Below are 26,644 nucleotides of genomic sequence, written 5' to 3' on the forward strand. Positions count from 1 at the left end.
AACAAGTCTAGTATGTCTTCCAAGTATAAATTAATGTCTTTGCTATCTACTAGTGAACTATTTACCTATTTATTTATCCAATGACTTGGAAGCTTTATCCATATGCTTAGGACAAGAGTAAAGGATACTAGCTGCGCTAACTAAACCTGTATACTCCTTCAACTTTGTTAGTTTCTCTGCTGGTATTGAATTTGCCTGTTTATCAAATTCTTTATTGAGTGCAGTAATCAGATCTTTGAAGTTGACACCTTGATCTAAAGCCTTACAAGTTTCTATCTCAACTAAACTGATATAGCTGATACCACCAGTTGCATCATATAGTTCCTTATATTGATTACCTTGTCTAACTTCAGTATCAATCTGTTTAGCTCCTGAAGAATAATTAGCACTGGCATTCGGAGAAGCGTTAGCTTTAGGTGTCTCAGCAGAAGTAGGTGGTTTAGGTGCTTCTATGGGCTTAGGTGATTCTGTAGACTTAGGTGTAAGAGACGGCGAAGTTGTGACTGATGGCGAAGAAACTGTAGAATTTGTTGCATTACTATCAGGGGTAGGTATTACTTGTGGTCTTGTATAGCTTGAAGAAGAACTGTATTGAGAACCTTGGTTTTGCAAATTTCCAACTAGTGCAAAAAAACCGATTATTGCTCCGATTACGCCTAAGCTAAGCAGAGTTTTTTGTTTTTTAGAATCTTCTTCTGTTGGCAAATCTTGTTTTTTCTGTGAAAGTTTTGGTGTTACATCTATGTTTTTGGGTGGCTGATATCCATAATTTGAATTGATTAATTGATGTGATGCTGTAGGTTTTATCGTCTCTGTTGCTAGTGATAGGTTTTCAGTAGTTGGTTTGGTTGGAGAAATGGACAAGTTTGGTGTAGTTTCTGATGGTGCTTGATTCTCTTGCTTTGGTTCAATTGATTGAGTTGTCTCTACAGCTTGCGCTAGTTTTACAGGCGATGCTTCATGCTGAACATCTGGACTAGTGACAATAGTTGAAGCCGTTGACTCAGACTTAGGTTCTGATGCAGTGACTATCGTTGAAGAAGAAGCTGAGTCTGGTAGAGAGGCTAAAGGCTCAGTTAATTGTAAATCTGGCTGTGGAGTAGTTACTTGAGTTGGTTCTACAGTTTTAGATTCATTGGGTGATGGAAGAGCCGCATCTGGTTGGGTAACGATGATCGTCGTTGGTGGTGGAGCCATCGGTTTGAGGCTTTGCAAAGCTGTTAGAGCTTGTTCAGCATTGCGATATCTTTGGCGGAAGTCATAGCGCACCATCTTGTCGATATATTCCACAAAATCATCACTCACCTGAGCCTTGTGCCGCCAGCTAAACTCACCCGTTTCTGCATCTTGCTCAAATCCATAACCATAGGGAGCTTCAGCTGTCAGAGCCTCGATCGCCATACAACCAACTGCATAGATGTCACTCGCAAAACATGGTCTACCTTGAGTTTGTTCCGCAGGCATATATCCAAGCGTACCGATCGCGATCGTGCCACTCGCCAAACCAACCGCCACATTAGTCTGGTTTTGCTGCACCTCACGCACTGCACCAAAGTCAATCAGCACAATCTTGTCATTAGCTCGGCGGCGCATGATATTACTAGGTTTTAGATCTCGATGGATAGAACCGTGACTATGGACATACGCCAAAATCTCTAATACTTCACGTAGTAAACCTCTAGTCCTTGATTCTGACCATTTGACAGTATGGTTAATCTCATCCGAGAGCGGATGACCATCAATAAACTCTTGAACTAGGTAAAACTGTCCATTATCTTCAAAATAGGCAATCAGTTTAGGAATACCTGAATGATTAAGATCATCCAACTTAGAGGCTTCACGCTCAAACATCTGCCTTGTAATCGCAATATGAGCAGGATCAGTTTGGGTAATTAGTCGCTTGACCACGCATTGAGAACTAGATTGATTGCTAAGACGTTTGTGAGTATCATCAGCCAAAAATGTCTCGCCAAAAGCACCAAAGCCAATCTGTTTAACGATCCGAAAGCGATCCATCAGCATTTGATCAAGCATAAAAACCAATCTCACACCATAAAATTTGACTAACTTTAAAAACTAGATGCTTGACTTAAAATACTTCGCAACTAGTTTTTTACTCAGTGGCAACCTAGTACATACATACACTTTAAGTATGTTTGGATGTCAGTACGGATAATAAAATATACATTTTAAATATACACTTTATATTTGCGCTATTTTTGCACGATTTTTGTAAATCACAAAACAGAAATTGAGGGATTCTCTAACCCTTATTATGATAATCATTGATAAAAAGTGATGCTCTATACATAGCAATCTTCAATGGGTTGAGAGAGTGCGCCACGAAGGGGCGCACTCTCTCAACCCATTGAAGATCTTCCCAATTAGCAAGATTGCGATCGCTACTAAGTAGCTAGGCATAAGTAAACTAAAAACCTAGAAAGCTGAACCGACCGCGTAGCAAGCGGGTCAGCTTCTGGTTTTAGGTTTTAATTATGGTGAGCTACTTAATTAGATCGACAAAGGTACATCCATCCATTTTTTTTGTAGGTGAGACTCTTGGGTTAAATCCATGAGCAACTGTGACCAAGCACCTTCGTAAAGACTCGGAGTCATGGGTTGACCTGATTGAATTGACTTGACCCAGCGATCGCATATGGACAGCACAGGTGCAAGCCGACCATCAGTATAGGTTTTTGGAAGGTCATATTCAGTCGGAATTGGTAGGATTTCCATGTCGGTGCGATCGATTTTGCCTTGTCGCAAACTGAAGCCATGCACATAATCAGCTTGATTGGAACTGCCTAGCACTAAGGTTCCATTTTCACCATAAACCGTTAGCCAATGCCCCCGACCGCGATAGGTGACAGTACTGAGAGAAATATTACAGGGAGTTCCATCGGCTAGTTCTAAGAGAATATTACAGGTATCATCGGCATCGACGGGACGCATAACACCATCAGTATCGGGGCGTTCAGTAATGCCTGTGCTGAGTTGACCTGAGAGACTTTTGATATCGCCAAATAGCCAACGTACATAATCAAAGGCATGGGAACCGATCGCACCTAATGCACCACCACCAAAAGCTTTTTGGCTATACCAATTCCAAACCCGATTAGGATCGGCGCGTCCTTGCACTAGCCAATCAATTTGAATTAGTCTTTTTTTGCCCACATGATTCTGGTCTAATAGATGTTTGAAATATCGCCATTGCGGAACACAACGAAATTCAAAATCAGTGGCAGTGATGACTTGAAGTTCTTGAGCAAGACGATAGAGAGCGATCGCCTCTTGAAAATTCATGGTCACAGGCTTTTCTAGCAAAATATGCTTGCCCGCTTCGATCGCTGCTTTTGCCTGCTCATAATGAAAACTTGGCGGTGTGGAGATGGTGACAGCTTGGACTTGTGGCAGTGCAAGTAAATCTTCAAGGCGATCGCAAGCATGGGGAATGTTAAATTTATCAGCTATTTGCTGAGCTTTGAGGCGATCGCGATGATACACCGCCGCAACTTCTGTATCAGGATGAATTTGTAGAGCAGGAATATGGATAAGCTGTCCAAATCCTGTTCCAATAATGCCAACACCAATTTTTGTCATATTTTTTCTAAGGGTTCAATAAAATCTCTGAGAGATCCCCCTCAATCCCCCTTAAAAAGGGGGAAGAATTAATTCTCCCCCCTTTTTAAGGGGGGCTGGGGGGGATCTGAATTAATTCTTGAATGGGTTCTAAAACTCTATTCCTGCTTGAGCTTTGACACCTTGCTCTCTAAAAGGATGTTTGACAAGTTCCATTCTCGTTACTAAGTCAGCAACTTCAATTAGTTCAGGAGGTGCGCCTCGACCAGTGAGAATCACATGGGAATCAGCAGGTTTCTCTTTTAAACCAGCAATTACCGTTTCCACATCAAGATAGCCGAGTTTGAGAGCAATATTTACCTCGTCTAGCAAAACTAGTTTGTATTCAGGATTTTTGATATAGCCCAGCCCCACTTCCCAAGCTTCTTTAGTTTTGGCAATATCGCGATCGCGGTCTTGGGTTTCCCATGTGAAGCCTTCGCCCAAAGCCTGAAAAACGAGTTGATCCTGCCACATTTCAAAAACTTTCTTTTCCGCAGGTTCCCACGCACCTTTGATAAATTGGACGATCGCGACTTTATATCCATGCCCTAGCGATCGCAATACCATCCCCAAAGCGGCGGTCGTTTTGCCTTTGCCATCACCAGTGTTGATAATGATCAGCCCTTTTTCGAGTTTACGCTCTGCGACTCGCTGATGTTGTACCTCTTGGCGGCGTTGCATCTTGGTGCGATGTTGTTCGGCGGTAAGTTCAGTCATAAAGGATTCCTGTTGAGCGGCAGTCAAGTATTGAGTTGCTAAAACATTTTATCGCAACCGTCATAATGCTTAGAAAAAATTAAACCCAAAAAAGTTAGGGTCGGTTGCGAAGCAACCGACCCTAACTTTTTTGGGTTTTGTTGGTATATTTAGCCTTGACGCTACAACGGCTGAATATGTTTAAAAAAATCTTCTCCTATGGTTTGCTTGCGTTTGTACCTATATCGGTCATCGGTCACTTGCTAGGATGGAATTCGACTCTGGTGTTTGTGACCTCCGCGATCGCAATTTTGCCCTTAGCAGGTTGGCTTAGCACCGCAACTGAGGAAATCTCGGTAGTTTTAGGGCCTTCATGGGGCGGTTTGTTAAATGCGACTTTTGGTAATGCGACGGAGCTTATCATTGCGATCGTAGCTCTGAATGCAGGGTTTACTAGCGTGGTTAAAGCTAGCATCACGGGTTCAATCATTGGCAATCTATTACTGGTAATGGGCTTGTCCATGTTTTTGGGTGGACTACGTTATAAGGAACAGGAATTTCAGCCAACCATGGCGCGATTAAATGCTTCGGTCATGAATTTGGCTGTAATTGCAATTTTGTTGCCCACAGCCGCAAATTTTACGACTGTGGGGATTAGTGAAGAAATTTTACAAAAGCTATCGATTTCAGTGGCGATCGTCCTGATTATCGTCTATTGTCTAACACTTCTATTCTCGATGAAAACCCATGCCTATCTCTATGACGTAGGCAAATCAGAAGCAGATGATGTGGAGGAAGAAGAAGGGCATCCACAGGAAATCAATCTTAAATTGTGGATTTCAGTTCTACTGGGAGTAACTTTGTTGGTTGCTTTGGAATCTGAGCTTTTAGTGGGAACTTTAGAAGAGGCAACAGCCCAACTCGGCTTAACAGAACTATTTACTGGGGTAATCGTCTTGCCAATTATCGGTAATGCTGCTGAGCATACAACGGCGATTACGGTAGCGATGAAGAACAAAATGGAACTATCGGTATCGGTTGCCGTGGGTTCGAGTATGCAAATCGCGCTATTTGTTGCTCCGTTGCTGGTGATTATCGGTTGGTTTATGGGTCAACCTATGGATTTAAATTTTAATCCATTTGAGTTAGTGGCGGTTGCTGTGGCGGTACTGATTGCCAACTCGATTAGTTCTGATGGGCGATCGAATTGGCTAGAGGGGTCTTTGCTAGTAGCAACATACGCAATTCTAGGCTTTGCATTCTATTTTCAACCAGTCTAAACAAAAGCGGCGCATTGCGCCGCTTTTGTTTTAATCGCTATACAATCTCCGAAAGCGTGGATCAAGTTTGGCGCTTTTCTCTCGATTACATTTTGCACAAAGAGTTTGAAGATTACTCAAGTCATTAGCTCCACCTTGTGCTAGCGGGATAATGTGATCAACTTGTAAGCTTTTAGCAGTAAGGTCAATTTTGTGACAGCTTTGACATTGATAATTATTCCTCTCAAAAACACATTTTCTAGCTTCAGGGGGGATTTTTATGCGCGACGTTTTATCAGTCATAGATATAGAATTGGTGATTTATACAAGTTAAATTCTAGCTAAGATAACGTAGTCATCAAGAATATAATAACAATCAAATCTTAAATTAAATAGACTCTTTTTGATTGGAGAAAGATGTTTTTGAAGAGGTAAATTTTCTTTTGCAAATTCATGAATAAGCATATTCATTTTTCCTCTCTGCATAGTAGAGTCTACTCGTTTATACCAAACCAACTTCAAAGAAAATGAGTCAATAAAGTCTTGAATGATTTCAGCTTCGATTTCTTTTGTTTTTCTCTTCTCATCAAACAGAGAAAATAGTTTACTAGCTTGCACAATTAAGATAACATAACCATCCTTAGCAAGATGCTTTTGAAAAATATCTGAATAGATTTGTGTGGAAGTTGCTCGGCGATCATACTCCCAAAAGAAACAGTGAGAGACAACGATAAAATCAAAAAACTCTACAGGTAAATTGTCAACTTTTTGTTTGTAGTAATCGAACAAGTTAGAACTATCTAATCTCCAGAAAGTATTACTAGATGGATGATTATCTGAAGTGTATTCTTGCCAAAATTCTAAACCTATTTTTAAGAATAAATCTTGTTGTTCTAATGCATGATAATTTATATGCATCGAAGTTTCTAATCCACTCTTATGAAGACGTTCAATTAAGCCTGCTAGTCCATACAACATCGTTCCATGGCCTGCGGCGACATCTAAAATCTTTAAGTTGTTTTTTAACTTGCCAGAGCGGTAAATTAAAAACCATGCAAGATAGCTACAGTAAGTATTATCTAGGAAATACTCTAATAAATATACATATTCAATTAAAGGATAACTGTAATCAGGATCTTTACCTAATTTAACTTTTTTAAGTTCTTGATAGGCTAATCGAATTTCATCTGGATGATAGTCACTAAGATTCCTATTTATATAATTTGCTAGCTTAGATTCCAACTCATCAAAAACTTCATTGTCAATTCCTGTGAATTGTAAAAATTCAGTATCTCCAGATTCAAATCTAAATTTTGTCTCGTGACAAATAAATTTAACAATCTCAGAATTAACTTCAATCGTGTCATTTGCTAACTTTGTTGTAACAGGTAGAGCAACTAAATTTTGACTCTCATGGATTTCTGATACTCGCTTGCGTAAGCCTAGAGTCTCTTTTTTATAAATATCTAAACTGGAAATCAGTCTTTGATTTTCCAGATATAGAGATTCTAGAATAGAAAGATTAGCATCAGATTTTTGGATTTCCTGAAATATTTTTTCGGCAAGCTTAAACTTTTTCCCCTTTAAAGCAGATGAAAACTGGTAGGAACGCCACCAGCTTTTAAACAAATTAATCATTAGTCATACCCAAATCCGTTTTTTCCTTCCCTTATGTCTATATTAGGCGAAAAGTTAACCAAATCACACAATTCTTGCTTAAATATCTCATATTGTTCTGCTTCATTGTCATACCACCAAGCATATTTAGATTGCAAAGCGATCGCTTCTTCACGGGTACTAGCAACTAACGACTTCTTTTGGTTAGCATGAAAAGGCTGGATGACAATTCTTTCGGCGATCGCTAATTTTTGTAAAAAGGCTTTCTTCTCTTCAGGTAGTGTGGGTAAAAGTGGGGTGATTGTAACTGAATATTTGGCACTAGAAAGACTATGTTGAAGCTTACCAAGAGCTTGTAATCTGGCAATAATACTCGGTGACTTTGGTTCAAAGTCTTTTCTTACTGACTCGCTACCTGTAGGAATACTAATATTAATTCGTAGGTATTGCAGCTTTTGCAAAATATCAATGTCTCGGACAATCATCGGACTACGGGTCTGAATCACCAGTATTGGCTGAAATTTGGTCATCACCTCTAAAAGTTGCCGCGTCAGTTTTTGCTTTGACTCAATCGCTTGATATGGGTCAGTAACGCTACTCATATAAATACGAGGCGGAATATCTGGATGTTTTCTTTTCCATCGAGCTAACTCTAATTCCAATAATTCAACAGCATTTTGTTTGATGATTACCCAGTCACCCCATTCCTTCCTAAGCTTTTGATTTGGGCTAAAGGCTGCTGCATAGCAATAACTACAGCCATATTGACAGCCTTGATATGGGTTTAAAGTAAAGTCATAAGCATTGATAAATCCGCTTGCCTTGGTGAGCAAAGATTTCGCATCTTTAGTGTAAATTGCAGCTTTTCCGAATAGCATAGTTGTCTATCACATTAGTTTAGATAGCCAGTAATTAAGAAGTCTGTACCAACTTGTTGAAACTGCGATCGCTCTAGACTCATCGCGTCAGTCATCATCATTAATCCTAGATCATCAATAGGACTAGGAGCCGTAAATCCCCCGATCAACTTAGGCGCAATAAAAGCATAAACTTTTTGTACCATCTTAGCCTTAATGGCGGATGCACCTAAACGCCCTCCGCATTCCCATAAAACTGTATTACAACCTCGCTTACCCAAATCTTGCATCACAAATTCAGGAGATATATCCTCTAGTTCAAGAACTTCAACTTGGCGATCGCGTAGCTTTTGCTTTAATTGAGGATTGATATTAGGTAGAGTGACTAGCAAAGTTTTTTCAGTGTCTGTAACTTTCCATAAATTCGCTTCATCAGGTAGATCACAACTTTGAGTTACTACTACTCGCAAAGGGGAATGTACACTCAATCCATGAGTATTTAAGTGGGGATTATCGAGCCTAACAGTATTGCCACCTGTAATAATTGCATCACATCCCACTCTCAAGTCATGCACTAAAAGCCGCGCTTCTGCACCAGTAATCCAATAGCTATGCCCAGAAGTCGTCGCGATTTTGCCATCAAGAGTCATCGCGTATTTAAAAATGCCAAAGGGTAAATTCGTTTTCATGCGATAGAAGAATGCTTCATTGAGATTCCAGCATTGCTGTTCTAAAATACCTGTAGTAACTTTCACACCTGCCGCCAGCAAGCGATCGCGACCAGTGCCAGATACTTGTGGATTAGCATCGATCGCACCAATGACCACCTCACCAATTCCTGCTTTGATAATAGCTTCCGAACAAGGCGGCGTGCGTCCGTAATGATTGCAAGGCTCTAGATTGACATATAAAGTAGCATCTTGTAAATCTTCACCCGTTTGCTGCGCGGCGCGAATTGCAAATATCTCTGCATGAGGTTCCCCTGCCCTAGGATGGAATCCTTCCCCTAATATCTGTCCATTTCTCACAATTACACTTCCCACCATTGGATTTGGTGCTGTTTGTCCTCGTGCCTTTTTCGCCAAATCAATACAGCGTTGCATCCAGCGATCGTGCTGCGTGGTTGACTCTTGATCTATGTTTTCTAACATGTAGACTTTATCTGAAAAATTATAAATGTATAGTCTGTGCTAAAGCCCCTCCCATTTTACCATTGCACCAACTTCCCCAGATTGTCGAAAAATGCTTGTGATTGCCTAAAATAGATTAATCAGTAACCCTACAAGTTGCTGGTTAATCTATTTTAGGCATTGTCATCATGAATTTATGGATTGAGGGTGGTAGTTGGAGTGGCAAGACTGAGCGCCTAGTTCAGAAGTTTAGTGATTGGGCTGAAACAGATTTTGCTTACCAAGCAAATCCTCAAGCAGCATCGCAAAGAGTTTTAGCTCTCACTGTCGATTCCCAACAACGTCGCCACCTTAGCGATCGCCTGATGATTGCTACCCATGGCAGCTATCCCGTCACCGCCATAACTCCCCTTAGTTTTTTTCGTGATGAAGTGCGGTTGTTCTGGACATTGTTAGTTAAGAACCTAGATTTTAAAGCTCAGTTTCCCTTACTTCTGAGAGTTGAGAATGAGCAAGAACTTGCGAATAAGCTCTGGAAAAATCGCATCGAAACGGGAACTCTGCTAATGGAAGGGGTTGGGCGCGATCGCCTTGTACGTAGATTATTAGATTTGTTTCTATTGGCGGCTTATGGGGGGCGTGAGATCACTGAAATTCCTGCAATTTTAAATGCTGGTATCGAGACTAATGTGATCGACAATCTTGAAGATACTGAGAACAACATATTAGAACAATGGCAAGAAATTGGTGAAGCTTTACTAGAGTGGCGCAAATATTGCTGGGATCGCGGATTGCTTACCTATGGAATCATTACGGATTTGTTTGCTCATTACTTACTTCCCAATCCTCAATATCAACGGAAACTCAAAGAGAGATTTCGATATATAATTGTTGATCGCGCCGATGAGATGCCAGCGATCGCCTGTGACTTATGCAAGTTTCTGCTTAAGAATGGGGCGATTGGAATGTTTACTTTTAATCCTGATGGATCGGCAAGGTTGGGATTAGGAGCAGATCCTGAATATTGGCAAGTACTTAAAGCTGAATGCGAAATCATCAATTTACCCCATGCTGACAATACTTTGGGTGCTAAAGTCTCTGAATCAGTTCTACAAGTCGTCAACGAACCAATTTTACAATTTATTGAACCTTACGCTAACATTCATTCCATTGAATCAGTTTCACGGGCTAAGCTATTCCGTAATGTTGCCGAAACGATTGTGGAAGCGATCTCCTCTGGAGCAGTCAAAGCCAACGAGATCGCAATCATTGCCCCCGGTTTAGATAATATTGCCAATTACGCAATTATTGAAATTCTTCGCAAAAAGAATATTAAGATTACGCCCCTCGACGATCAACGGCCATTATCCTATTCGGCTCAAGTGCGATCGCTACTAACTCTAATCTCACTGGTCTATCCCAATCTCGGTCAACTGGTTAGCCGAGATCACATTGCCGAGATGTTGGTGGTAATTACTGAAGCGATCGATCCAGTGCGGGCTGGAATGCTCGCTGACTATTGCTTTGCTAGACATCCCGAAACTCCGCAACTCCTAGAAGCTGAAACCTATAATCAATGGAATCGCCTTGGCTATGCAGCCACTCAAGCCTACGAAAAATTACGGCAATGGATAGAACAACAATCGCCCAAGGATGCTCCATTATTATTTATAGATCGTGCTATTCAGGCTTTCTTTAAACCACGCAAGCTTAATTATGAACATACAGCGACTTTACAATCACTGATTGAAACTGCTCAGTACTATTGGCAACTGGGATATCGCCTCGATCTAGAAGATGCGGTCATTCTCGAAAATTTTATTCAACTAATTCGGCAAGGTACTGTCACGGCAAATCCCTATGCCCCTAATCAACCTGAAGATAGCGTAGTCCTCGCGACAATTATCCAATATCGGATGGCAAGACCAAACCCCGCACATCGTTGGCAATTTTGGTTAGATGCTAGTTCTGATCTTTGGTTACAGGGTGGAGCCGCGTCTCTATTTGGTGCGCCGCTTTTTCTTAAGGGTTGGAATGGGGAACGATGGACAATCGAGAATCAACGTGATGCCGATATGCAAAGGTTACAGAGATTGCTTAGGGATTTGCTGGATCGCACAGGCGATCGCTTATATCTCTGTCACAGTGAACTCAGCACTAATGGACAGATCCAAAACGGGGTATTACTTCCACTAATTGAGATTAGCACCACAATCTCTTCCGATGATATTCAAGAAACCATTTAAGAATTACTTGCTGCGATTAAAAGCCAAGCAGGGCAACCACGGGGCGATTGCCCCTACCTAAAAAATTTAGAACCTTGTAAGGGCTGCGCCCCCGTGCCAGCCCAAGACTTACGCAATTGATGGAAATCCTTTTACCTAACAACAGTTATGATTAGGACTTACTAGAATACAAACTACGGGAGTTATTGGTGTCAAAGTCTTTATTTGATCAGGCAAGCGAGAGACTAGCCGATGCGATCGCCCATGTGAATATTTCTGAAGATGCGATCGAGCGATTAAAATCTCCGAAAGCAAGTTTGCAGGTTTCTATTCCAGTGAGAATGGATGATGGAACCTTGAAAGTTTTTCAAGGCTATCGGGTGCGCTACAACGATTTGCGGGGACCAACGAAAGGAGGAATACGCTTCCACCCTAATGTAAATATGGATGAAGTAAAGTCCTTAGCATTTTGGATGACATTTAAGTGTGCGGCGGTAAATTTACCTTTTGGCGGCGCAAAGGGCGGCGTGGCTGTTGATCCAAAGCAGTTATCCAAGTTTGAATTAGAACGCCTTAGTCGTGGCTATATCGATGCGATCGCTGATTTTATCGGTGCAGATGTGGATATTCCTGCACCTGATGTGCAGACCAATCAGACGATTATGGGATGGATGGTGGATGAATATAGCAATATTCAACGACGGCTTTGTCCTGCCGCGATTACGGGCAAGCCGATCGCGATGGGTGGCAGTCTGGGACGCGAAACCGCAACAGGATTGGGAGCTTTTTTTGCGATTGAAACTTTGCTGCCATTGTTGAAAATGCAACGTGAAAGGACAACCGTGGCAGTGCAAGGCTTTGGAAATGTAGGTGCAGCGATCGCCGATCTGTTGAGCAAGGCAGGTTACAAAGTTGTGGCGGTCAGTGATTCTAAAGGAGGAATTTATGCTAAGCAAGGGTTAGATGTGCCGAGCATCATTAGCTATAAAAATTCGGCTCGCAGCTTTCAGGCTGTGTACTGTCAGGATTCAGTCTGTAATATTGTCGAACATCAAATCATTACCAATGAAGAATTACTCAAACTAGATGTCGATATCCTGATTCCTGCGGCGCTAGAAAATCAAATCACAGAACATAATGCTCACGAGATCCGCGCTAAATATATTTTCGAGATTGCCAATGGACCAGTCACACCTGCAGCAGATGCAATTTTAGAAAAACGCGGAATCATGGTATTTCCTGACATTTTAGTGAACGCAGGTGGTGTCACCGTCAGTTATTTTGAATGGGTACAAAATCGTAGTGGCTTGTATTGGACAATCGAAGAAGTCAACGATCGCCTGAAACACAGCATGATTGCCGAAACCTTGCGGATCTGGAAAATTGCTGACCAAAAACAAGTCTCCATGCGAACCGCAGCCTATGTCCATGCCTTGACGCGCCTCAGTGAAGCGATCGATGCTAAAGGAACAAGGGCTTATTACGCCCAATAATATCAAAACACGAAATAGCGTAGCCATTTCGTGTTTTGGTATTATTGGATTTTGTTTTTAATTCATAAAAGTTTCGCTATACTTTCATGGATTGCTGTAATACTAGAAGAATATCCAATGCTTTGCACTTGAATCCAAACAAAGAAAACGCTTGAAAGCATTGCTTAGCAATGCTTTCAAGCGTTTTTCTGTGGGTCATTTGATCGGCAATTGCTGTAAAATGGCTACGCCATTTTGTGCATTGGTATTAGACGGTTGCCGCAGTCCGCTTGCGTCTACCAGCACTCGCCGTTGCCGCACCTGTAGTAGTAACTACTTCACTATTCGCAGTCGTAACGTTACCATTACTTCCATTCTCAATCTTAGGAATCACTTTGCCGCTACCTGCTTTTAAAGTCACACCCAAAGCATTAGGCTTCGCGGCTGGAACAGGTGCAGATTGCGTAGAATTTGGAGGTGTTTGTAATAGGAACACGATTACTGGTTTGCTTTGGATTTGTTGGCGCAAGACACGGGTGAGGTCGCGCTCAAGTTGTCCACGTAAGCCAGTCCAGTCAACTTCTAGAGAACCAACATTACGAGCAAAGTTACCCCAAGAATTGGACAAGGAATTATCGATCGCCTTAGCAACTAGAGAAATAATCTGCGAATGTTCCATTGGTAGAACCACACCGCTTAGTTGAATATCAGGGGATGTGGCAAGCTTGCCATCCAGCCCAACGGATACGGCGATCGAGAAGATGCCTTCACCAGAAATCTGTTGGCGATCGCGCAATACATCACCCTTAACCATGCCATCGCGAGAAGAATCAACTAGTTCAACACCAGAGGGAACCTTATCGACAATTTTCATGTAGTCTTGGCAAACTTCAACCACATCACCATTTTCGGCAATCACGATATTTTCGCTAGGGATGCCCATTGCTTCCGCCATCCTTGCATGTTGTCTGAGCATTCTCAATTCACCGTGAGCAGGGAAGAAGAACTTTGGACGTACAAGGGCAAGCATCATCTTATGCTCTTCTTGAGATCCATGTCCTGAAACGTGAATACCTTTGTCATTACCATAAATCACATTAGCCCCTAGAGCCATCAAGCGATCAATCGTCCGCACCACAGGAATCGTGTTGCCAGGAATTGGATTAGCAGAGAAGATTACAGTGTCGCCTTGACGTACTTCCAATTGACGATGGCTGCAAAGGGACATTCTTGTCAATGCTGACATTGGCTCACCTTGAGAACCAGTAGTCAAAATTAGAATTTGATCGTCACGATAATGACGTAGATTTTGCAAAGGTTGGAACAAGTCGTCGCGGCACTTGATGTAACCAAGATTACGCGCATGGGCAATGACGTTAAGCATCGATCTGCCAACCACGCCAACTACCCGACCTTGCTTATCAGCGATATCCAAAATCATGTTCACACGATGTACAGAAGAGGCAAAGGTGGTGATAATCACTCGACCTTTTGCCATCATGATGTATTTCTCAAGGTTAGGATATACAGCCCTTTCCGAAGGCGTAATTCCAGGACGTTCAGCATTAGTAGAGTCACTAATCAAAGCCAATACGCCTTTTTCGCCATGTTCCGCAAGACGAGCAAGATCAAAGAATTCGCCATCAACAGGCGTATGGTCAATTTTGAAATCTCCAGAGTGAATCACCATCCCCGCAGGTGTATTAATGGCGATCGAGAAACTATCGGCGATCGAGTGAGTATTGCGAATGAATTCTACAAAGAAGTTAGTACCAACACGGACAATGTCGCGGGGCATAACACGGCGGAGTTCGGTACGATTTAGAACACCTGCTTCACGAAGTTTATCTTCCAGCAAAGCCATTGCTAAGCGAGGACCATAAATAACAGGAATTTCAAATTGCTTCAAATGGAATGAAATTGCACCGATATGATCTTCGTGACCGTGGGTGACGATCATACCCTTGATCTTATGTTTGTTTTCTCGCAGATAAGTCATATCAGGCAATACGACGTTTACTCCTGGCATCATGTTGTCAGGGAAAGACAAGCCCCCATCAAGGAGCATGATTTCGTCATTATATTCAAATACCCATGTATTTTTGCCAATTTCATGGAGTCCGCCGAGGGCAATGATTTTGAGTGCTGGTGCATTAGATGTAGTCATAAGTTATCTCTTGTGTAAAGTAAAAAGTAAAAGGTAAAAATTGAATATTCTGAATATTCAAGGTGATTCAATTTAATGGGTGAAGCTAAACTCTGTGGTTATAAGTACTTAGATAGAATGACTAAAAAGGTGTATTCCCCCCAAGTTCATAACTATCAGAAGTAATAAAGCTTTATGTCTCTAAATGTGAAGTTGTTAACCGTTGCTAGGAAAGAATGCCAACTTCTTGTAGTACAACTTTGAGCTTTGCTTCAAGGTCAGCATTACCAGCAACTAGAGGCGATCGCACTACGCCAGTATCTAATCCCAATAAGCGCAAAGCTAACTTGAGAGGAATCGGATTACTAGTTAAAAATAAAGCTTTAAACAAAGGAAAAAGTTGAATATGAATTTGCAATGCTTCTTGAACCTTGCCTGCGGCAAAGGATTGCATCATTGTTTGAAGTTGTTTGCCAACTAGATGGGAGGCAACGCTAACTACTCCCTTTGCACCCACCGCCATTAATGGCAATGTGAGAGAGTCATCGCCTGAATAGATCGCAAAATCGGCTGGTGTGAGGGCGCGAATTTGACTAGCTTGATCTAAATCACCAGTTGCTTCTTTAATCCCAATAATACTAGGGATCTCAGCTAGTTTGGCAACAGTCTCAGGTTCTAGTTTGCAGCCTGTGCGACTAGGAACATTATAGAGAAGAATCGGAAGCTCTGGTGCAGCTTCGGCGATCGCTCGAAAATGTTGATATAAACCTTCTTGCGGAGGCTTGTTGTAATACGGTGTTACTTGCAGTGTACCATCTAATCCGAGGTGTGCGGCTTTTTGAGTAGCCTCGATCGCTTCAGAAGTGGAATTTGATCCCGTACCTGCCATGATCTTCGCTTTACCAGCGATCGCCTGCTGTAACACCGAAAACAATTTGTATTCCTCATCCCAACTTAGGGTTGGTGATTCGCCTGTCGTACCGCACACGACAATCGTATCAGTTCCCGTCTCCACCAAATGCATGGCAAGTTGTTCTGCTTTCGTATAATCGACTTTCCCTTCTCTATCGAAAGGAGTAATCATTGCTGTTAGTAAACGCCCGAAATCGATTTCACTCATAGATACTCATAAATAGAAGCTTGCCAACTTAATTTTGCTAGCTAAATAGTGTTTTGCACTGTTTATTGGAGTTTATTAAATTAGATGAGAGACTTAGCAATCAGTAATTCGGCGATCTGAACTGCATTTAAGGCAGCTCCTTTCCGAATTTGATCGCCGCATATCCATAATTCCAATCCATTAGGGTGAGAGACATCTTGACGAATTCGCCCTACCAATACATCATCTTTACCGCTAGCATCAATCGGCATTGGGAAATAATTTTTCGTAAAGTCCTCTACCAACTCTACTCCAGATGCTGTAGCCAAAATTTCTCTAGCTTTGTCTGGGTTAAAGGGATGAGCAAACTCTAGATTAATTGCTTCAGAATGCGCTCGCAATACGGGAACCCGTACACAGGTAGCTGTGATCCGAATATCGTGATCGCCAATAATCTTGCGAGTTTCATTCACCATTTTCATCTCTTCCTCGCAATAGGAATTTTCTGTCATCGGTGAATTATGGGGGAACAGATTAAACGCAAGCGGATAGGGCAGGATCTCAGGTATAGCAGGCTCACCATTGAGTATTGCTTGAGATTGCACTTTCACTTCTTCCATTGCTCTTGCCCCTGCACCACTTGCTGACTGGTAAGTGGAGACGACGATGCGTTGGATTGGCTGCACCTGATGCAGGGGATATATGGCTACGGTCATCAAAATGGTCGTGCAGTTAGGATTGGCAATGATGCCTTTGTGCTGAAGAGCCGCTTCAGGATTGACCTCTGGCACAACTAGCGGTACATCAGGATGCATCCGAAAAGCACTGGAGTTATCAATGGAAATAGCTCCTGCCTTAGTGGCGATCGGTAACCATTTCTTAGAAATGCTTCCACCTGCGGAAGCAAGCACAATATCTATATCGTCAAAAGATGACTCAGTAACAGCCTCAATAATTAAATCTTGACCAGCAAAGGAGATCGACTTACCAGCCGATCGCTCTGAAGCCAAAAGCTTCAACTTACCTAAAGGAAAATTTCTTTCTTCTAGCAAAGCCAGAAGCTCTGTACCCACTGCGCCTGTCGCTCCAAGAATGGCAACGTTATATTTCCTACTCAATGAACCTCCAAAATAAAAACATCAAATTAGGTGGAAAACTTTTGCTAAGACGATGAAGTGACTTATGTATAGTTTCGTCATTTATGTCTTGCTTGACTATATATTAACAAACTTTCAGAATATTGCTAATTTTTTTGGCTAGGGACCTGTAAAAATTGCATCTTCAACATCTTGGCGACTGAGAGAATAGGGAAATGCGCGTTGAATTTCTTTGCCACCATAGGCATCTTGGATATAGCGCACACGGATATCTTCAACATCCATCACGATTTCTGCTTGCCATGACGATCGCGTAACACGCCAGACATTAGGATTCGACTGATCTTGGGAACATCCTTGCTCGTCTAGCCATGCTTCCAGCGCAGGCAAGGGATGATTATAGAGTGGGGTTGTAGGGGAGGGAAGCGCCATAGCAGACGAGTTTATAGGAATTGTCAAAGAATTTATGAAATGTTTTACGGGAAGTAAGTCCAAAAAACTGATACAGGTGTGATCGCTTCAGGTAAAAGGCGATCGCCTCTTAGTAGGGCAACTAAAACAACTAGTACTAAACAAGCAACTAGCGTAGCACCAATTAACAAGAGTGAAAATAGTTCACCACCAGATAATGGTCGATCAGAAGGTAAACCATCATCATCTGCCGTTTGGAGGTTTTTGGGTGTTTGTTTTTGGGATTTTACACCATTATCAAAGGTTGCGTACTGAAATCGGGAAAACTGAATACGGCGATCGTAAGCGCTGCGGCGCTCGGCATTACTAAGCGTTGCATAGGCTTCGTTAATTTGGCGAAAATTTTCAACGGCATCATCTTTAGGCAATTGGGTAGTATCAGGATGATAGAGCTTGCTAAGATCGCGATAAGCCCGACGAATATCGATTTCACTTGCCCAAGGAGTGACTCCGAGGATGGCGTAATAGGTTTTAGACATAGCACTTACAGATATAATCTACAGACAAAGCCTACAAGTAACAGCTACTTTCATTATGAAACCGATTTCAGGATTTTTAGAACCTTTGGCTCTAAAAATCCTGAAATCGGTTTCATAATTGTTCACCTTCTCAGTTGTGCTATTTTCATGCCTTGGACTCGCATTATCAGTGCTTTATTAGTTATTCCCCTCGTACTAGCGGCGATCGCCCTAGGTGGATGGGCATTCACAGCCGCATTTGCATTGCTGGTGGTTTTTGGTGAGATGGAATATTTTGCATTGGTACGAGCCAAGGAAATTGTCCCAGCCAGCAAGATCACGATATTTGTCAGTTTAGCATTGCTGATCGTTTCACAAGTAAGAGTTGATCTTGCTGATGCAGTAATCCCGATCGCGGGAACATTTATTTGTTTTTATCTGTTGTTTCAGTCACGCATCGCCACGATTTCTGATATTTCCGCATCGATATTGGGATTGTTTTATGGCGGCTACCTACCTAGCTTTTGGGTGAGGATTCGAGGGCTTGGTGATGGCACAATTTTTGAAGTCAGCGATCGCCTGCACCAGTTTGATTTCTTTAATCAATTACGCAATATCGATCAGCTTTTGTGGCTGAAAATCACTTTTCCCGTATCCTCTGGGTCCGTTTATGTAGTGATGGCCTTTTGCTGTATTTGGGCTTCCGACGTGGGAGCCTATATATTTGGCAAGGTGTTTGGGCGTACCAGACTTTCGGATATTAGTCCCAAGAAAACCGTAGAAGGGGCGATCGCAGGATTACTATGCTGCTGCATTACGGCGATTATTTGGGCTTTTAGTCTGGGATGGTATGAATGGTGGTTATCGGGTGCAATTTTAGGTTTATTAATCGGAGTTGCTGGTTTGCTGGGTGATCTGACGGAATCGATGATGAAACGTGATGCTGGGGTCAAAGATTCGGGGCAGATCATGCCAGGGCATGGCGGCATTCTTGATCGAGCAGATAGTTATGTGTTTACTGCGCCTTTGGTGTATTACTTCCTGACTTTGATTCTGCCCCTTGTCCATAAAGCTTCCTGAGCATTAACTTTTTTGCTGCTTATTGCTTAACATGAGTTCGATATAGCCCATTAGCGGCGTGCTTCGCACGCCGCTAATGGCAAAAAATGGTAAGAATCGCCTAGCGATTCTTACCATTTTTCGCTTTCGTCGAACTGATGTTTTCTTAATATCCAAGCCCAAGAAGGCGGCGCTTTGCGCCGCCTTCTTGGGCTTGGATATTAAGCTAGTCCAAACCAACCTAGATAAGTTGAAAGAATTGACTTACCAAAAAATAGTGAAATCGCGCCGCCCAAGGCTAAAAATGGTCCAAAGGGAATTGGCTGTTGTTTGCCTAAATCTTTAGTAAATATGGCAATCATTCCAACAAGAGTACCGATCGCCGAAGCAATCAAAAGTGTCAGCAAAACATTTTGCCATCCTAACCACATGCCAATCATCGCCGCAAGTTTCGGATCGCCACCACCCATCGCTTCTTTTTGTAGGAAGACTCTACCCACAATTCGCATAATGTCTAACAGCCATATACCTAGGACGGCTCCGCCGATCCCAAATAGTAACAGGGTGGGAAAAGCGAGGCGATCGCCAGTATTCATAAGAGCTAGACTAATTTGATAAATTAAACCTAATACCAAACCTGATTGCGTTAAAGAATTAGGCAATGTCATCGTATCAATGTCAATCATGGCAAGTGCTAGCAACCAACTGAGAAAGGCAGCATAAAAACACAAAATTATGACTGGTATCGAAGTTCCGAAAGATGAGGCTACACACCAAAACAGAAAAGCAGTAAGTGCTTCGATCGCAGGATAGCGCCATGACACAGGTGTATGACAATAACGACATTTTCCTTTGATCAAAAACCAGCCAATAATCGGAATATTATCGCGGGGCGCAAGTTGCCGTAGGCAATGGGGACAACGCGATGGCGGATGTAAAATTGATAAACCTGCTGGAACGCGATAAATTACCACGTTTAAGAAGCTACCAATACAGCCTCCAAGAACGATCGCTAAACATTGTAAAAATAGAGATTCAAGTAATAGCAAAGAATTAAGAAAAGTTTGTTAAATCAATAATAAATAAAAAAGAGCCAAGCATTGCTTGGCTCTTTTTTATTTATTATTGATTTATTGGTGCTTATCTAGGTAAACAAATCGTGCGTGTTACTTTGCAATTTACGCCATCATAATCGCGGCAAACTTTGCGAGCAGTGGCTTCCGCTTGCCTACTTCTAGTTGCCCAAGCAGTCCCTGCTGCACCATTGCTTCCCTCAGCGATGGACATGCAAGCATTACGAGCCCACACCATCACCTCACAATCTCCTGGAGCATTTCTACTTTCACATTCACTCAAGGCTCTATTTTCAGCAGCAGCACGAGTTCGATAATTCCAAGAATAGCCTTTGTCTTGAGTTGAAGGAGAGCGGGCGATCGCTCCAAAGCTCTGAGCTACAGCTTCTAGCGCTCCCACAGAAATTGTGGGGATGATAACAGCCGCCGCGATTGCTAAAGAATTCCAGAATCTTTTAGACATATACAATCCTCTCTAAACCATTGGTGACTCCCTATATTTTGTATATTACCCCACTAGTCATATTTTTCTTAACTTCGTTTATATATTTGTAACACCTAAGGCGAGAATTAAAGCTCGTGAAACCTTTGATTAGAAAGATTTTTAGCTGGTCTTTTAAGCAGGATTTAATTCTCAATAAAGCCATAAAAATACCCATTATTGAGAATGTACTAAGTTTTATCTGCTTAAGAATAATAAGCTATATAAAAATGTAGGGATTTGGTTTCCAAATCCTCTTTCAAGATGACATAGCAACATTATGATCGAATGATCGACCATATTTGTTCTACATAAAATAACTATATAGCTGTAGTCACTTGTATTAGGACAAATCAACACCCAGATAGTGTGAGGCGGCGCGAAGCGCCGCCTCACACTATCTGGGTTTATGTTCTAACAAGAATGGTGACAGCTATATAGCAATCCTAAATAGGTTGTGAGAGTGCGCCCCTTCGGGGCGCACTCTCACAACCCTCAAAATCTTACAACTCATTTAGGAGCGCTGTATATAGCGTTTATTAGTCTAGTGAAGACAGGGTTTGTTGCCCCGCCTTCGGCGGGGCAACAAACCTTTGTAACTCGCTTGCTTGAAAAACGCTATAGTGACGGCTATATTAAAATGTGAATGAAAGAATATTTATCCTAGGAATTAGCAATTGCTCACCAGTACCAAAAATTCATTAGTTAAGCAACTACGATCACTTGGTGAGAGTGCTAAAGATCGCAAAGAACAAGGACTATTTTTAGTAGAAGGAACTCATGCACTGACAGAGGCGATCACTACAGCTTATCCGCTTTCAATAGTTTGTTGCACCGAAAAATGGATCGCCGCCAATCCTGATTTGTATGAACAGATTGCAGGGTCTGAGGAAATCGAAAGATTAGAAATTGTCTCCGAAGAAGTACTTCAAGCGATCGCCACTACCAAAAATCCTGACGGAGCGATCGCAGCAGCACTAATGCCATTTTGCACAACATCTCGTGAAATTGCCCAAATCCATAGCTTAGGTTTAGCCTTAGAAACAATTCAAGATCCTGGAAATATTGGCGCAATCGTGCGATCGGCGGTTGCCGTAGGACTGGACGGTATGTTGGTGAGTAGTGACAGTGTAGATTTGACCAATCCCAAAATTATTCGAGCTACCGCAGGGCAATGGTTTCGTTGTGCGATGCAAACAACTGCATATATTGCTGAGGATATTCGCAAATTGCAAGCACAGGGGATAAAAGTAATTGCTACATTAGCTAATGCGCCTAAAACCTATTGGGACTATGACTTTACGCAACCGACTTTGATTTTGCTAGGTAATGAGGGTAATGGGCTATCACCAGAATTAATTGAACTTGCCGATGAAGCGGTATCAATTCCTCAGAGCGATCGCGTTGAGTCCTTAAATGTGGCTATTTGTGCAGCTCTATTACTCTATGAAGCAAAACGTCAGCGATCTTATCCCAAATCACAAAATGGCTACGCCATTTTGTGATTTTAAAACTCCTACTGGGTTTGGATTTTAATTACCGAAAGTGTGGCTACACTTTCGATAATTGGTATTAGGTCAGCCCAGCTAGGGCAAAATTAGGTTTGGATCATAGTAACGAAATTAGTATTAGTCAAACCAAATCCCAAAATGTAAGTGGCGGCGCAAAGCGCCGCCACTTACATTTTGGGGCAAAACTTACGTTGCTATATAAATTGCTGCAAAAAGCTCTGTAAACCCAAAAATCGGATTACACTTTTTTTTGAAGCAGCACATCGGAATTGCGTATGAACCTGAAAAAAATCAACTCACAAGAGTCTTCAATCCCTAATCGCTTAAACTCAGTTCCTTTACAGACCAGCCTAGATGAGCATTCGCTATTAATTGCATCTCAATCGGCGATCGAGTTACAAACAAACTTACTCAAAAGTTCGATCGCCTATGCCCAGTCCATAAGTGGCTCCCTCATTCTTAAAACTACGCTCAAATACACATTGGAAGTTCTCACCCAATATACTAATGCGGGTGAAGGAAGTATTTTTTTGATTGATGAAGATGGGGAGATTGTGGAGAGTATATTGGCTCGGAGTCCTGTAACAAAAGATCGCAAAGACTCCGTGATTTCCCAAGTTTTAGATGAGGGTTTAGCTGGCTGGACTTTTCGCCATCGACAGATCGGCATCATTTATGATGCGATGACCGATGACCGATGGGTACAGTTGCCCGATCAACCCTATGTCGCTCGTTCAGCTTTGGCAATTCCTTTAATCTATGGCATTGAGGCGATCGGGATTATCACGCTGACGCATCCTCAACCGAACCATTTTAATGAAGAGTTCGGCATGATGATGCAATATTGCATGGAAATCATTGCGGCAATAGTAGTTAATGCTCAATTACATGCTAAGTACCGTCCTTTAGATTTAGTCTAATGGGGAAGAGTTAAGGCTGTGTAAATCGTCCAGCTATCCATTAGGAGTAATAAAAGAGTAAACATTAGCAAAATTAGATACATCCAAGGTTGAGCCAGAGGACGCACGTCTCTTGTATCAATTCCTGTGCGCTCTTCAACCTGTTTGACTAATTGCGTAAAGCCAACTACCCGCATCGGCAACAAATAAGCTTGCTCTGAGTCCTTGCTGACAAAATAATAAACAATGCCACCCTGCCCAGTAATCCTTGGTTTGAGAGCTTTGATATTTTGCCAAGACAATGACCACCCCTTACGCAATAAATTTGGAAACCAGCGTGGGTAAACCAAACTAATCCCTTGATCGTCAAGAATAACGCGATCGCTTAGCGCCCCGTACAAAAACACAAACCCGATTACTAAGCCAATACTTAACCATGAGGCAGGAATCGCAGCATGGGTAAAGTTGCTCAAAAAGGGCAAAGGAGCAGTGAGCGCGGTATATAACAGTAATAAAGTAATCCGAATCAGTGGTGAAACTTTAAAGACACTACTCATATTCACTAGAGATTTTATGTTTTAGGCGATCGCAATTAACTTAACATTGTTTTTTAGGGGTAATCTGATAAATGATGAATATGATTAGTACCTCGGCATAATTAAAAACCGAAGCCCAAATATGTACCGCTCGCGCAGCGAGCGGTACATATTTGGAGGTTTAGCCTAGTTACTTTAAACATCAAAAACATTTACATACAGTACGGATGGTGTAAAACGTGGGTTGGCGTGTACGTGGCGTTCGTGGTGCAACAACAGTTGAGGCAAATACATACGAAGCCCTAGAGAGGGCTGTGCTAGAGCTTATGGAGGAGATCGAGGCACAAAATGATATTGATCCGCGCGAAATAGTAAGTGCTACTTTTTCGGCAACAACAGATATTGATGTGGTCTTTCCTGCCAAAATCGCCCGATCGCGATCGCAATGGGAAAATGTCCCACTTTTAGATGTGCAGCAAATGTATGTTGAAGGTAGTTTAGAGCGCTGTATCAGAGTATTAATTCATGTAAATACACCGCTTGAGCAGCACCAAATCAAACATATTTATTTAAATGGCGCACGTGATTTGCGTCCCGATCTTGTTTACGCTCAAATTTGAGAAAATAGAGGGAGTGCCAAGCACTCCCTCTATTTTCTAGATACAATCAGTTCAAACATAAGATAATAGCCCTATGGTCACAAGAATTTTTCTGTGTAACGAACAGACTGAGCCAGAGATTCGCGATTTCATTCGTGAAGCGATCGCCGATATCTCCGAGGGGGAGCAGTATATCGTTACGTGGAACTGCGGCAATATTCAAACGCTCAAGGCGGGCGATCGCGCTTACTTTAAGCGGATTGGTAGTGCCAATCAGGGCTATTTTGCTTCGGGGACAGTGGTTCCTGCGGATCGTGAATATCAACTCAAACTGCGATCGGCTCGTTATCGGGAACTGAGTGAAGCCTACGATATTGACTCACAAGCTAATAATTTTCGGGTATGGGTGGCTTGGGATGCCTGTGTCAACTTTGATGAGCCACTCAGGACAGATTATTTGCGCCAACTGCCACATTTTCAAGGAATGCCCCTTGAGCCACAGAGTGATGCGGGTGTATTTCGTGAAGAATATGTGCGAATGCTCGATCGCGAGTGGGAACGTCAAACCCAAAAGGCTTTTCGGGCAGGCAAGGGCATTAGTCTGATTGATGTTTACTACCGTTGGGGATTAGAGGATATTCAACAAGGTTTCCCTCAAGATGCGTTGGAGTCATTTCGGCAAGCGCTGAAACTCAACCCTAATTTTATCAAGGCATATTTGGGGCTAGGCGATGCCCATGTAAGTTTGCGGGAATATGCCAAAGCGGTGGGAGATTATGGCAAGGCTATTTCCATGCGTCCCGATAAGGCGAGGCTGGCCTATTACAAGCGTGGCGAAATTAATTTCTTGTTAGGACAGTTTCAGCAAGCGATGGCGGATTTTCAGGCAGCGATCGCCATTGATCCAAATTATGCCGATGCTCATTTTTCTCTAGGCAATACCTATTTCAAGCTTAAGAGCTACGAACAGGCGATCGCTGCCTATAGTAAAACCCTTGAGATCAGCCCTGAGCGAGATTTGGCAGTATTCCGACGAGGACGCTCCCATTATATTCTTAAGGAATTTCCTGAAGCAGTTCGGGACTTTAGCCATGCGATCGAGTTACAGCCAAGCAACGTCGATGCCTATTACTATCGCGGCTTAGCTTATTCTCAGCCTGACACTGCCGATGAAACCCTTGCAGGCGATGATTTCCGCAAAGCGATCGTTCTCTATCAAACTCAGGGTAAACCTGAAAAGGCAAAAAAAGCGAAAGAGTTGTTGGAAACCCTTGCAATTGATTCTCTGCCTAAGGCTAGACCAAGAAGCAGCTATGCGATCGGCGCTGCTGAAACTGACACCAATGCTGTTGACGATAATCCGCCCGAAATTATTGCTGAAGGGCCGCTAGCTATGTCTACGAGTACCGATAGTAGTGACGATCATGATGAAGAGACTAGCAGACTCATTATGGCGACGGAACCAATTTCTAATGAAGTCGCTATCTCTAACGCAGAAGCTGCCATATCTAATTTGACTGAAGCGATCGAAAAGATTGTTGAGGTCGAGAAGATTGTGGAAAAGGTAGTGGAAGTGGAAAAGATTGTTGAGGTTGAGAAGATTGTAGAAGTCGAAAAAATAGTTGAGGTTGAGAAATTCGTTGAAGTCGAGAAGGTCGTTGATCGCGTAGTTGAAAAGTTTGTTGATCGTGTCGTTGAGAAAGTTGTTGAAAAACCAATTCCTTTCTCCATCGAAGATCCTAGCACTGCCGAAAAACTGGCGATGATTTCGGTGATGGCGCAGTATATGCGTGAAGGCTGGATGGTGCGATCGGTAGATAAATCCCAAGTTGGATACGATCTTGAATGTACCAAAGATGATCTGAGTGAAGCAGTAGTAATTAAGAGCTTTACCAGCGATCGCGAGTCCTTTGCAATTTCGGCGATCGAGATTGAAAATGCCCGTAGCAACAAGGATTTTGTATTGTGGGTAGTCAGTGGTGCTGCCGAAAGTCCTGAATTACGCTGTCTGCGCGGACGGGAACTATTCGAGCAATTCGACCTCGATCCTCTCGCCTTTGCTGCTAAAGTCCGCCAAGCCGCAGTTCAACTAGAGTTTGCCCCAGTTGCCCTAGAAATGCCACAATTTGAGTAGCCATTTTGTGTTTTTAAAATCCTTATGGGGTTTGGTTTTTAACTAACGCGAACGAGAAGTCCCGCACTCTATCCGTATACAAGGATGAGTGACGGGATGAAAGTGAGCCAGAAACAAATTGAGCGATTCTCGAATCAATAGAAGTTATCTATGCTATAATTAGCTTATCAGTATTCTACAATCTTGATAAATGTATAAGGCGTA

General features: G+C 42.4%; 23 protein-coding genes. 8 read left to right on the forward strand and 15 right to left on the reverse strand.

The features are described from left to right. Nucleotides 1-69: 69 nt before the first annotated feature. The 3 genes from VB775_RS19665 to cobO form a co-directional block, all read right to left on the reverse strand. Nucleotides 70-2,034 carry a protein kinase domain-containing protein gene (locus tag VB775_RS19665; protein ID WP_281007808.1) on the reverse strand — a complete coding sequence of 655 codons (1,965 nt, stop codon included), beginning with the start codon at nt 2,032-2,034 and terminating at the stop codon, nt 70-72. Nucleotides 2,035-2,511: 477 nt separating this feature from the next. Further along, nucleotides 2,512-3,600 (reverse strand): Gfo/Idh/MocA family protein, encoded by a 1,089-nt coding sequence (locus VB775_RS19670; RefSeq protein WP_281007809.1) that lies wholly within the window; start codon nt 3,598-3,600, stop codon nt 2,512-2,514. Nucleotides 3,601-3,729: 129 nt separating this feature from the next. Continuing rightward, on the reverse strand, nt 3,730-4,338 hold the full coding sequence (gene cobO / locus VB775_RS19675) for a cob(I)yrinic acid a,c-diamide adenosyltransferase (RefSeq protein ID WP_281007810.1): 609 nt from the start codon (nt 4,336-4,338) through the stop codon (nt 3,730-3,732). Between the two features lie 176 nt (nt 4,339-4,514). On the opposite strand from cobO, the gene cax reads away from it, so the two are divergent. After that, complete coding sequence (cax, locus tag VB775_RS19680) at nt 4,515-5,597, forward strand: calcium/proton exchanger (protein ID WP_281007811.1); 1,083 nt, start codon at nt 4,515-4,517, stop codon at nt 5,595-5,597. Between the two features lie 30 nt (nt 5,598-5,627). On the opposite strand, the gene VB775_RS19685 is transcribed toward cax, so the two are convergent. The 4 genes from VB775_RS19685 to ribD are packed head-to-tail and all read right to left on the reverse strand — an operon-like array spanning nt 5,628 to nt 9,201. After that, nucleotides 5,628-5,879, reverse strand: a complete 252-nt coding sequence (locus tag VB775_RS19685; protein WP_281007812.1) for an HNH endonuclease — start codon at nt 5,877-5,879, stop codon at nt 5,628-5,630. Nucleotides 5,880-5,906: 27 nt separating this feature from the next. Continuing rightward, complete coding sequence (locus tag VB775_RS19690) at nt 5,907-7,214, reverse strand: hypothetical protein (RefSeq protein WP_281007813.1); 1,308 nt, start codon at nt 7,212-7,214, stop codon at nt 5,907-5,909. Further along, entirely contained in the window at nt 7,214-8,071 is an 858-nt protein-coding gene (locus tag VB775_RS19695) for an SPL family radical SAM protein (protein WP_281007814.1), read from the reverse strand. The genes VB775_RS19690 and VB775_RS19695 overlap by 1 nt, the downstream gene beginning before the upstream one ends. 14 nt (nt 8,072-8,085) lie before the next feature. Beyond that, complete coding sequence (gene ribD, locus VB775_RS19700) at nt 8,086-9,201, reverse strand: bifunctional diaminohydroxyphosphoribosylaminopyrimidine deaminase/5-amino-6-(5-phosphoribosylamino)uracil reductase RibD (protein ID WP_281007815.1); 1,116 nt, start codon at nt 9,199-9,201, stop codon at nt 8,086-8,088. Between the two features lie 167 nt (nt 9,202-9,368). Between ribD and VB775_RS19705 the strand changes: the two genes are divergently transcribed. Together VB775_RS19705 and VB775_RS19710 are read left to right on the forward strand one after the other, a co-directional pair. Continuing rightward, a complete protein-coding gene (locus VB775_RS19705) occupies nt 9,369-11,426 on the forward strand; it encodes a hypothetical protein (protein ID WP_281007816.1) in 2,058 nt (685 codons plus the stop codon). A 188-nt stretch (nt 11,427-11,614) separates the two neighbouring features. Continuing rightward, nucleotides 11,615-12,898, forward strand: a complete 1,284-nt coding sequence (locus VB775_RS19710; protein WP_281007817.1) for a Glu/Leu/Phe/Val family dehydrogenase — start codon at nt 11,615-11,617, stop codon at nt 12,896-12,898. A gap of 247 nt (nt 12,899-13,145) precedes the next feature. Here the strand turns inward: VB775_RS19710 and VB775_RS19715 are convergent, their stop codons facing one another. The 5 genes from VB775_RS19715 to VB775_RS19735 form a co-directional block, all read right to left on the reverse strand. Continuing rightward, a complete protein-coding gene (locus VB775_RS19715) occupies nt 13,146-15,044 on the reverse strand; it encodes a ribonuclease J (RefSeq protein WP_281007818.1) in 1,899 nt (632 codons plus the stop codon). 205 nt (nt 15,045-15,249) lie between these two features. Continuing rightward, nucleotides 15,250-16,143 (reverse strand): 4-hydroxy-tetrahydrodipicolinate synthase, encoded by an 894-nt coding sequence (dapA, locus tag VB775_RS19720; RefSeq protein WP_281007819.1) that lies wholly within the window; start codon nt 16,141-16,143, stop codon nt 15,250-15,252. 80 nt (nt 16,144-16,223) lie between these two features. Next, the gene (locus VB775_RS19725) at nt 16,224-17,240 is read right to left on the reverse strand and encodes an aspartate-semialdehyde dehydrogenase (RefSeq protein ID WP_281007820.1); all 1,017 of its coding nucleotides are present in this window, start codon (nt 17,238-17,240) and stop codon (nt 16,224-16,226) included. Between the two features lie 138 nt (nt 17,241-17,378). Then, a complete protein-coding gene (locus VB775_RS19730; RefSeq protein WP_281007821.1) occupies nt 17,379-17,651 on the reverse strand; it encodes a DUF3143 domain-containing protein in 273 nt (90 codons plus the stop codon). 44 nt (nt 17,652-17,695) lie between these two features. Then, nucleotides 17,696-18,169: a J domain-containing protein gene (locus tag VB775_RS19735; RefSeq protein WP_281007822.1), complete on the reverse strand. Its 474-nt coding sequence runs from the start codon at nt 18,167-18,169 to the stop codon at nt 17,696-17,698. 147 nt (nt 18,170-18,316) lie between these two features. On the opposite strand from VB775_RS19735, the gene VB775_RS19740 reads away from it, so the two are divergent. Beyond that, the gene (locus VB775_RS19740; protein ID WP_281007823.1) at nt 18,317-19,228 is read left to right on the forward strand and encodes a phosphatidate cytidylyltransferase; all 912 of its coding nucleotides are present in this window, start codon (nt 18,317-18,319) and stop codon (nt 19,226-19,228) included. A 200-nt stretch (nt 19,229-19,428) separates the two neighbouring features. Here the strand turns inward: VB775_RS19740 and VB775_RS19745 are convergent, their stop codons facing one another. Next, nucleotides 19,429-20,256, reverse strand: a complete 828-nt coding sequence (locus VB775_RS19745) for a prepilin peptidase (protein WP_281007824.1) — start codon at nt 20,254-20,256, stop codon at nt 19,429-19,431. A 91-nt stretch (nt 20,257-20,347) separates the two neighbouring features. Then, nucleotides 20,348-20,743: a DUF4189 domain-containing protein gene (locus VB775_RS19750; protein WP_281007825.1), complete on the reverse strand. Its 396-nt coding sequence runs from the start codon at nt 20,741-20,743 to the stop codon at nt 20,348-20,350. Between the two features lie 695 nt (nt 20,744-21,438). Here VB775_RS19750 and VB775_RS19755 point away from each other — a divergent pair. Further along, nucleotides 21,439-22,266, forward strand: a complete 828-nt coding sequence (locus tag VB775_RS19755) for a TrmH family RNA methyltransferase (protein WP_281007826.1) — start codon at nt 21,439-21,441, stop codon at nt 22,264-22,266. 281 nt (nt 22,267-22,547) lie between these two features. After that, nucleotides 22,548-23,192 carry a GAF domain-containing protein gene (locus VB775_RS19760; protein ID WP_281007827.1) on the forward strand — a complete coding sequence of 215 codons (645 nt, stop codon included), beginning with the start codon at nt 22,548-22,550 and terminating at the stop codon, nt 23,190-23,192. Here the strand turns inward: VB775_RS19760 and VB775_RS19765 are convergent. After that, nucleotides 23,189-23,728: a hypothetical protein gene (locus VB775_RS19765; protein ID WP_281007828.1), complete on the reverse strand. Its 540-nt coding sequence runs from the start codon at nt 23,726-23,728 to the stop codon at nt 23,189-23,191. The genes VB775_RS19760 and VB775_RS19765 overlap by 4 nt on opposite strands. 218 nt (nt 23,729-23,946) lie before the next feature. Between VB775_RS19765 and aroH the strand changes: the two genes are divergently transcribed. Next, entirely contained in the window at nt 23,947-24,327 is a 381-nt protein-coding gene (gene aroH / locus VB775_RS19770; RefSeq protein ID WP_094533703.1) for a chorismate mutase, read from the forward strand. A 73-nt stretch (nt 24,328-24,400) separates the two neighbouring features. Further along, nucleotides 24,401-26,440 (forward strand): tetratricopeptide repeat protein, encoded by a 2,040-nt coding sequence (locus tag VB775_RS19775; RefSeq protein WP_281007829.1) that lies wholly within the window; start codon nt 24,401-24,403, stop codon nt 26,438-26,440. Nucleotides 26,441-26,644 lie beyond the last annotated feature (204 nt).

The sequence above is a fragment of the Pseudanabaena sp. CCNP1317 genome (assembly GCF_034931345.1).
In the GTDB taxonomy this organism is placed as follows: Bacteria; Cyanobacteriota; Cyanobacteriia; order Pseudanabaenales; family Pseudanabaenaceae; genus Pseudanabaena; species Pseudanabaena galeata.

Bases quoted from the DNA above. Each gene is read 5' to 3' on its own strand.
- VB775_RS19750 (WP_281007825.1), bottom strand. From the start codon at position 20,743: ATGTCTAAAAGATTCTGGAATTCTTTAGCAATCGCGGCGGCTGTTATC.
- VB775_RS19775 (WP_281007829.1), top strand. From the start codon at position 24,401: ATGGTCACAAGAATTTTTCTGTGTAACGAACAGACTGAGCCAGAGATT.
- VB775_RS19705 (WP_281007816.1), top strand. From the start codon at position 9,369: ATGAATTTATGGATTGAGGGTGGTAGTTGGAGTGGCAAGACTGAGCGC.
- VB775_RS19670 (WP_281007809.1), bottom strand. From the start codon at position 3,600: ATGACAAAAATTGGTGTTGGCATTATTGGAACAGGATTTGGACAGCTT.
- VB775_RS19715 (WP_281007818.1), bottom strand. From the start codon at position 15,044: ATGACTACATCTAATGCACCAGCACTCAAAATCATTGCCCTCGGCGGA.
- VB775_RS19760 (WP_281007827.1), top strand. From the start codon at position 22,548: ATGAACCTGAAAAAAATCAACTCACAAGAGTCTTCAATCCCTAATCGC.
- dapA (WP_281007819.1), bottom strand. From the start codon at position 16,143: ATGAGTGAAATCGATTTCGGGCGTTTACTAACAGCAATGATTACTCCT.
- VB775_RS19740 (WP_281007823.1), top strand. From the start codon at position 18,317: ATGCCTTGGACTCGCATTATCAGTGCTTTATTAGTTATTCCCCTCGTA.
- cax (WP_281007811.1), top strand. From the start codon at position 4,515: ATGTTTAAAAAAATCTTCTCCTATGGTTTGCTTGCGTTTGTACCTATA.
- ribD (WP_281007815.1), bottom strand. From the start codon at position 9,201: ATGTTAGAAAACATAGATCAAGAGTCAACCACGCAGCACGATCGCTGG.
- VB775_RS19730 (WP_281007821.1), bottom strand. From the start codon at position 17,651: ATGGCGCTTCCCTCCCCTACAACCCCACTCTATAATCATCCCTTGCCT.
- VB775_RS19735 (WP_281007822.1), bottom strand. From the start codon at position 18,169: ATGTCTAAAACCTATTACGCCATCCTCGGAGTCACTCCTTGGGCAAGT.
- cobO (WP_281007810.1), bottom strand. From the start codon at position 4,338: ATGACTGAACTTACCGCCGAACAACATCGCACCAAGATGCAACGCCGC.
- VB775_RS19685 (WP_281007812.1), bottom strand. From the start codon at position 5,879: ATGACTGATAAAACGTCGCGCATAAAAATCCCCCCTGAAGCTAGAAAA.
- VB775_RS19695 (WP_281007814.1), bottom strand. From the start codon at position 8,071: ATGCTATTCGGAAAAGCTGCAATTTACACTAAAGATGCGAAATCTTTG.
- VB775_RS19690 (WP_281007813.1), bottom strand. From the start codon at position 7,214: ATGATTAATTTGTTTAAAAGCTGGTGGCGTTCCTACCAGTTTTCATCT.
- VB775_RS19765 (WP_281007828.1), bottom strand. From the start codon at position 23,728: ATGAGTAGTGTCTTTAAAGTTTCACCACTGATTCGGATTACTTTATTA.
- VB775_RS19665 (WP_281007808.1), bottom strand. From the start codon at position 2,034: ATGCTTGATCAAATGCTGATGGATCGCTTTCGGATCGTTAAACAGATT.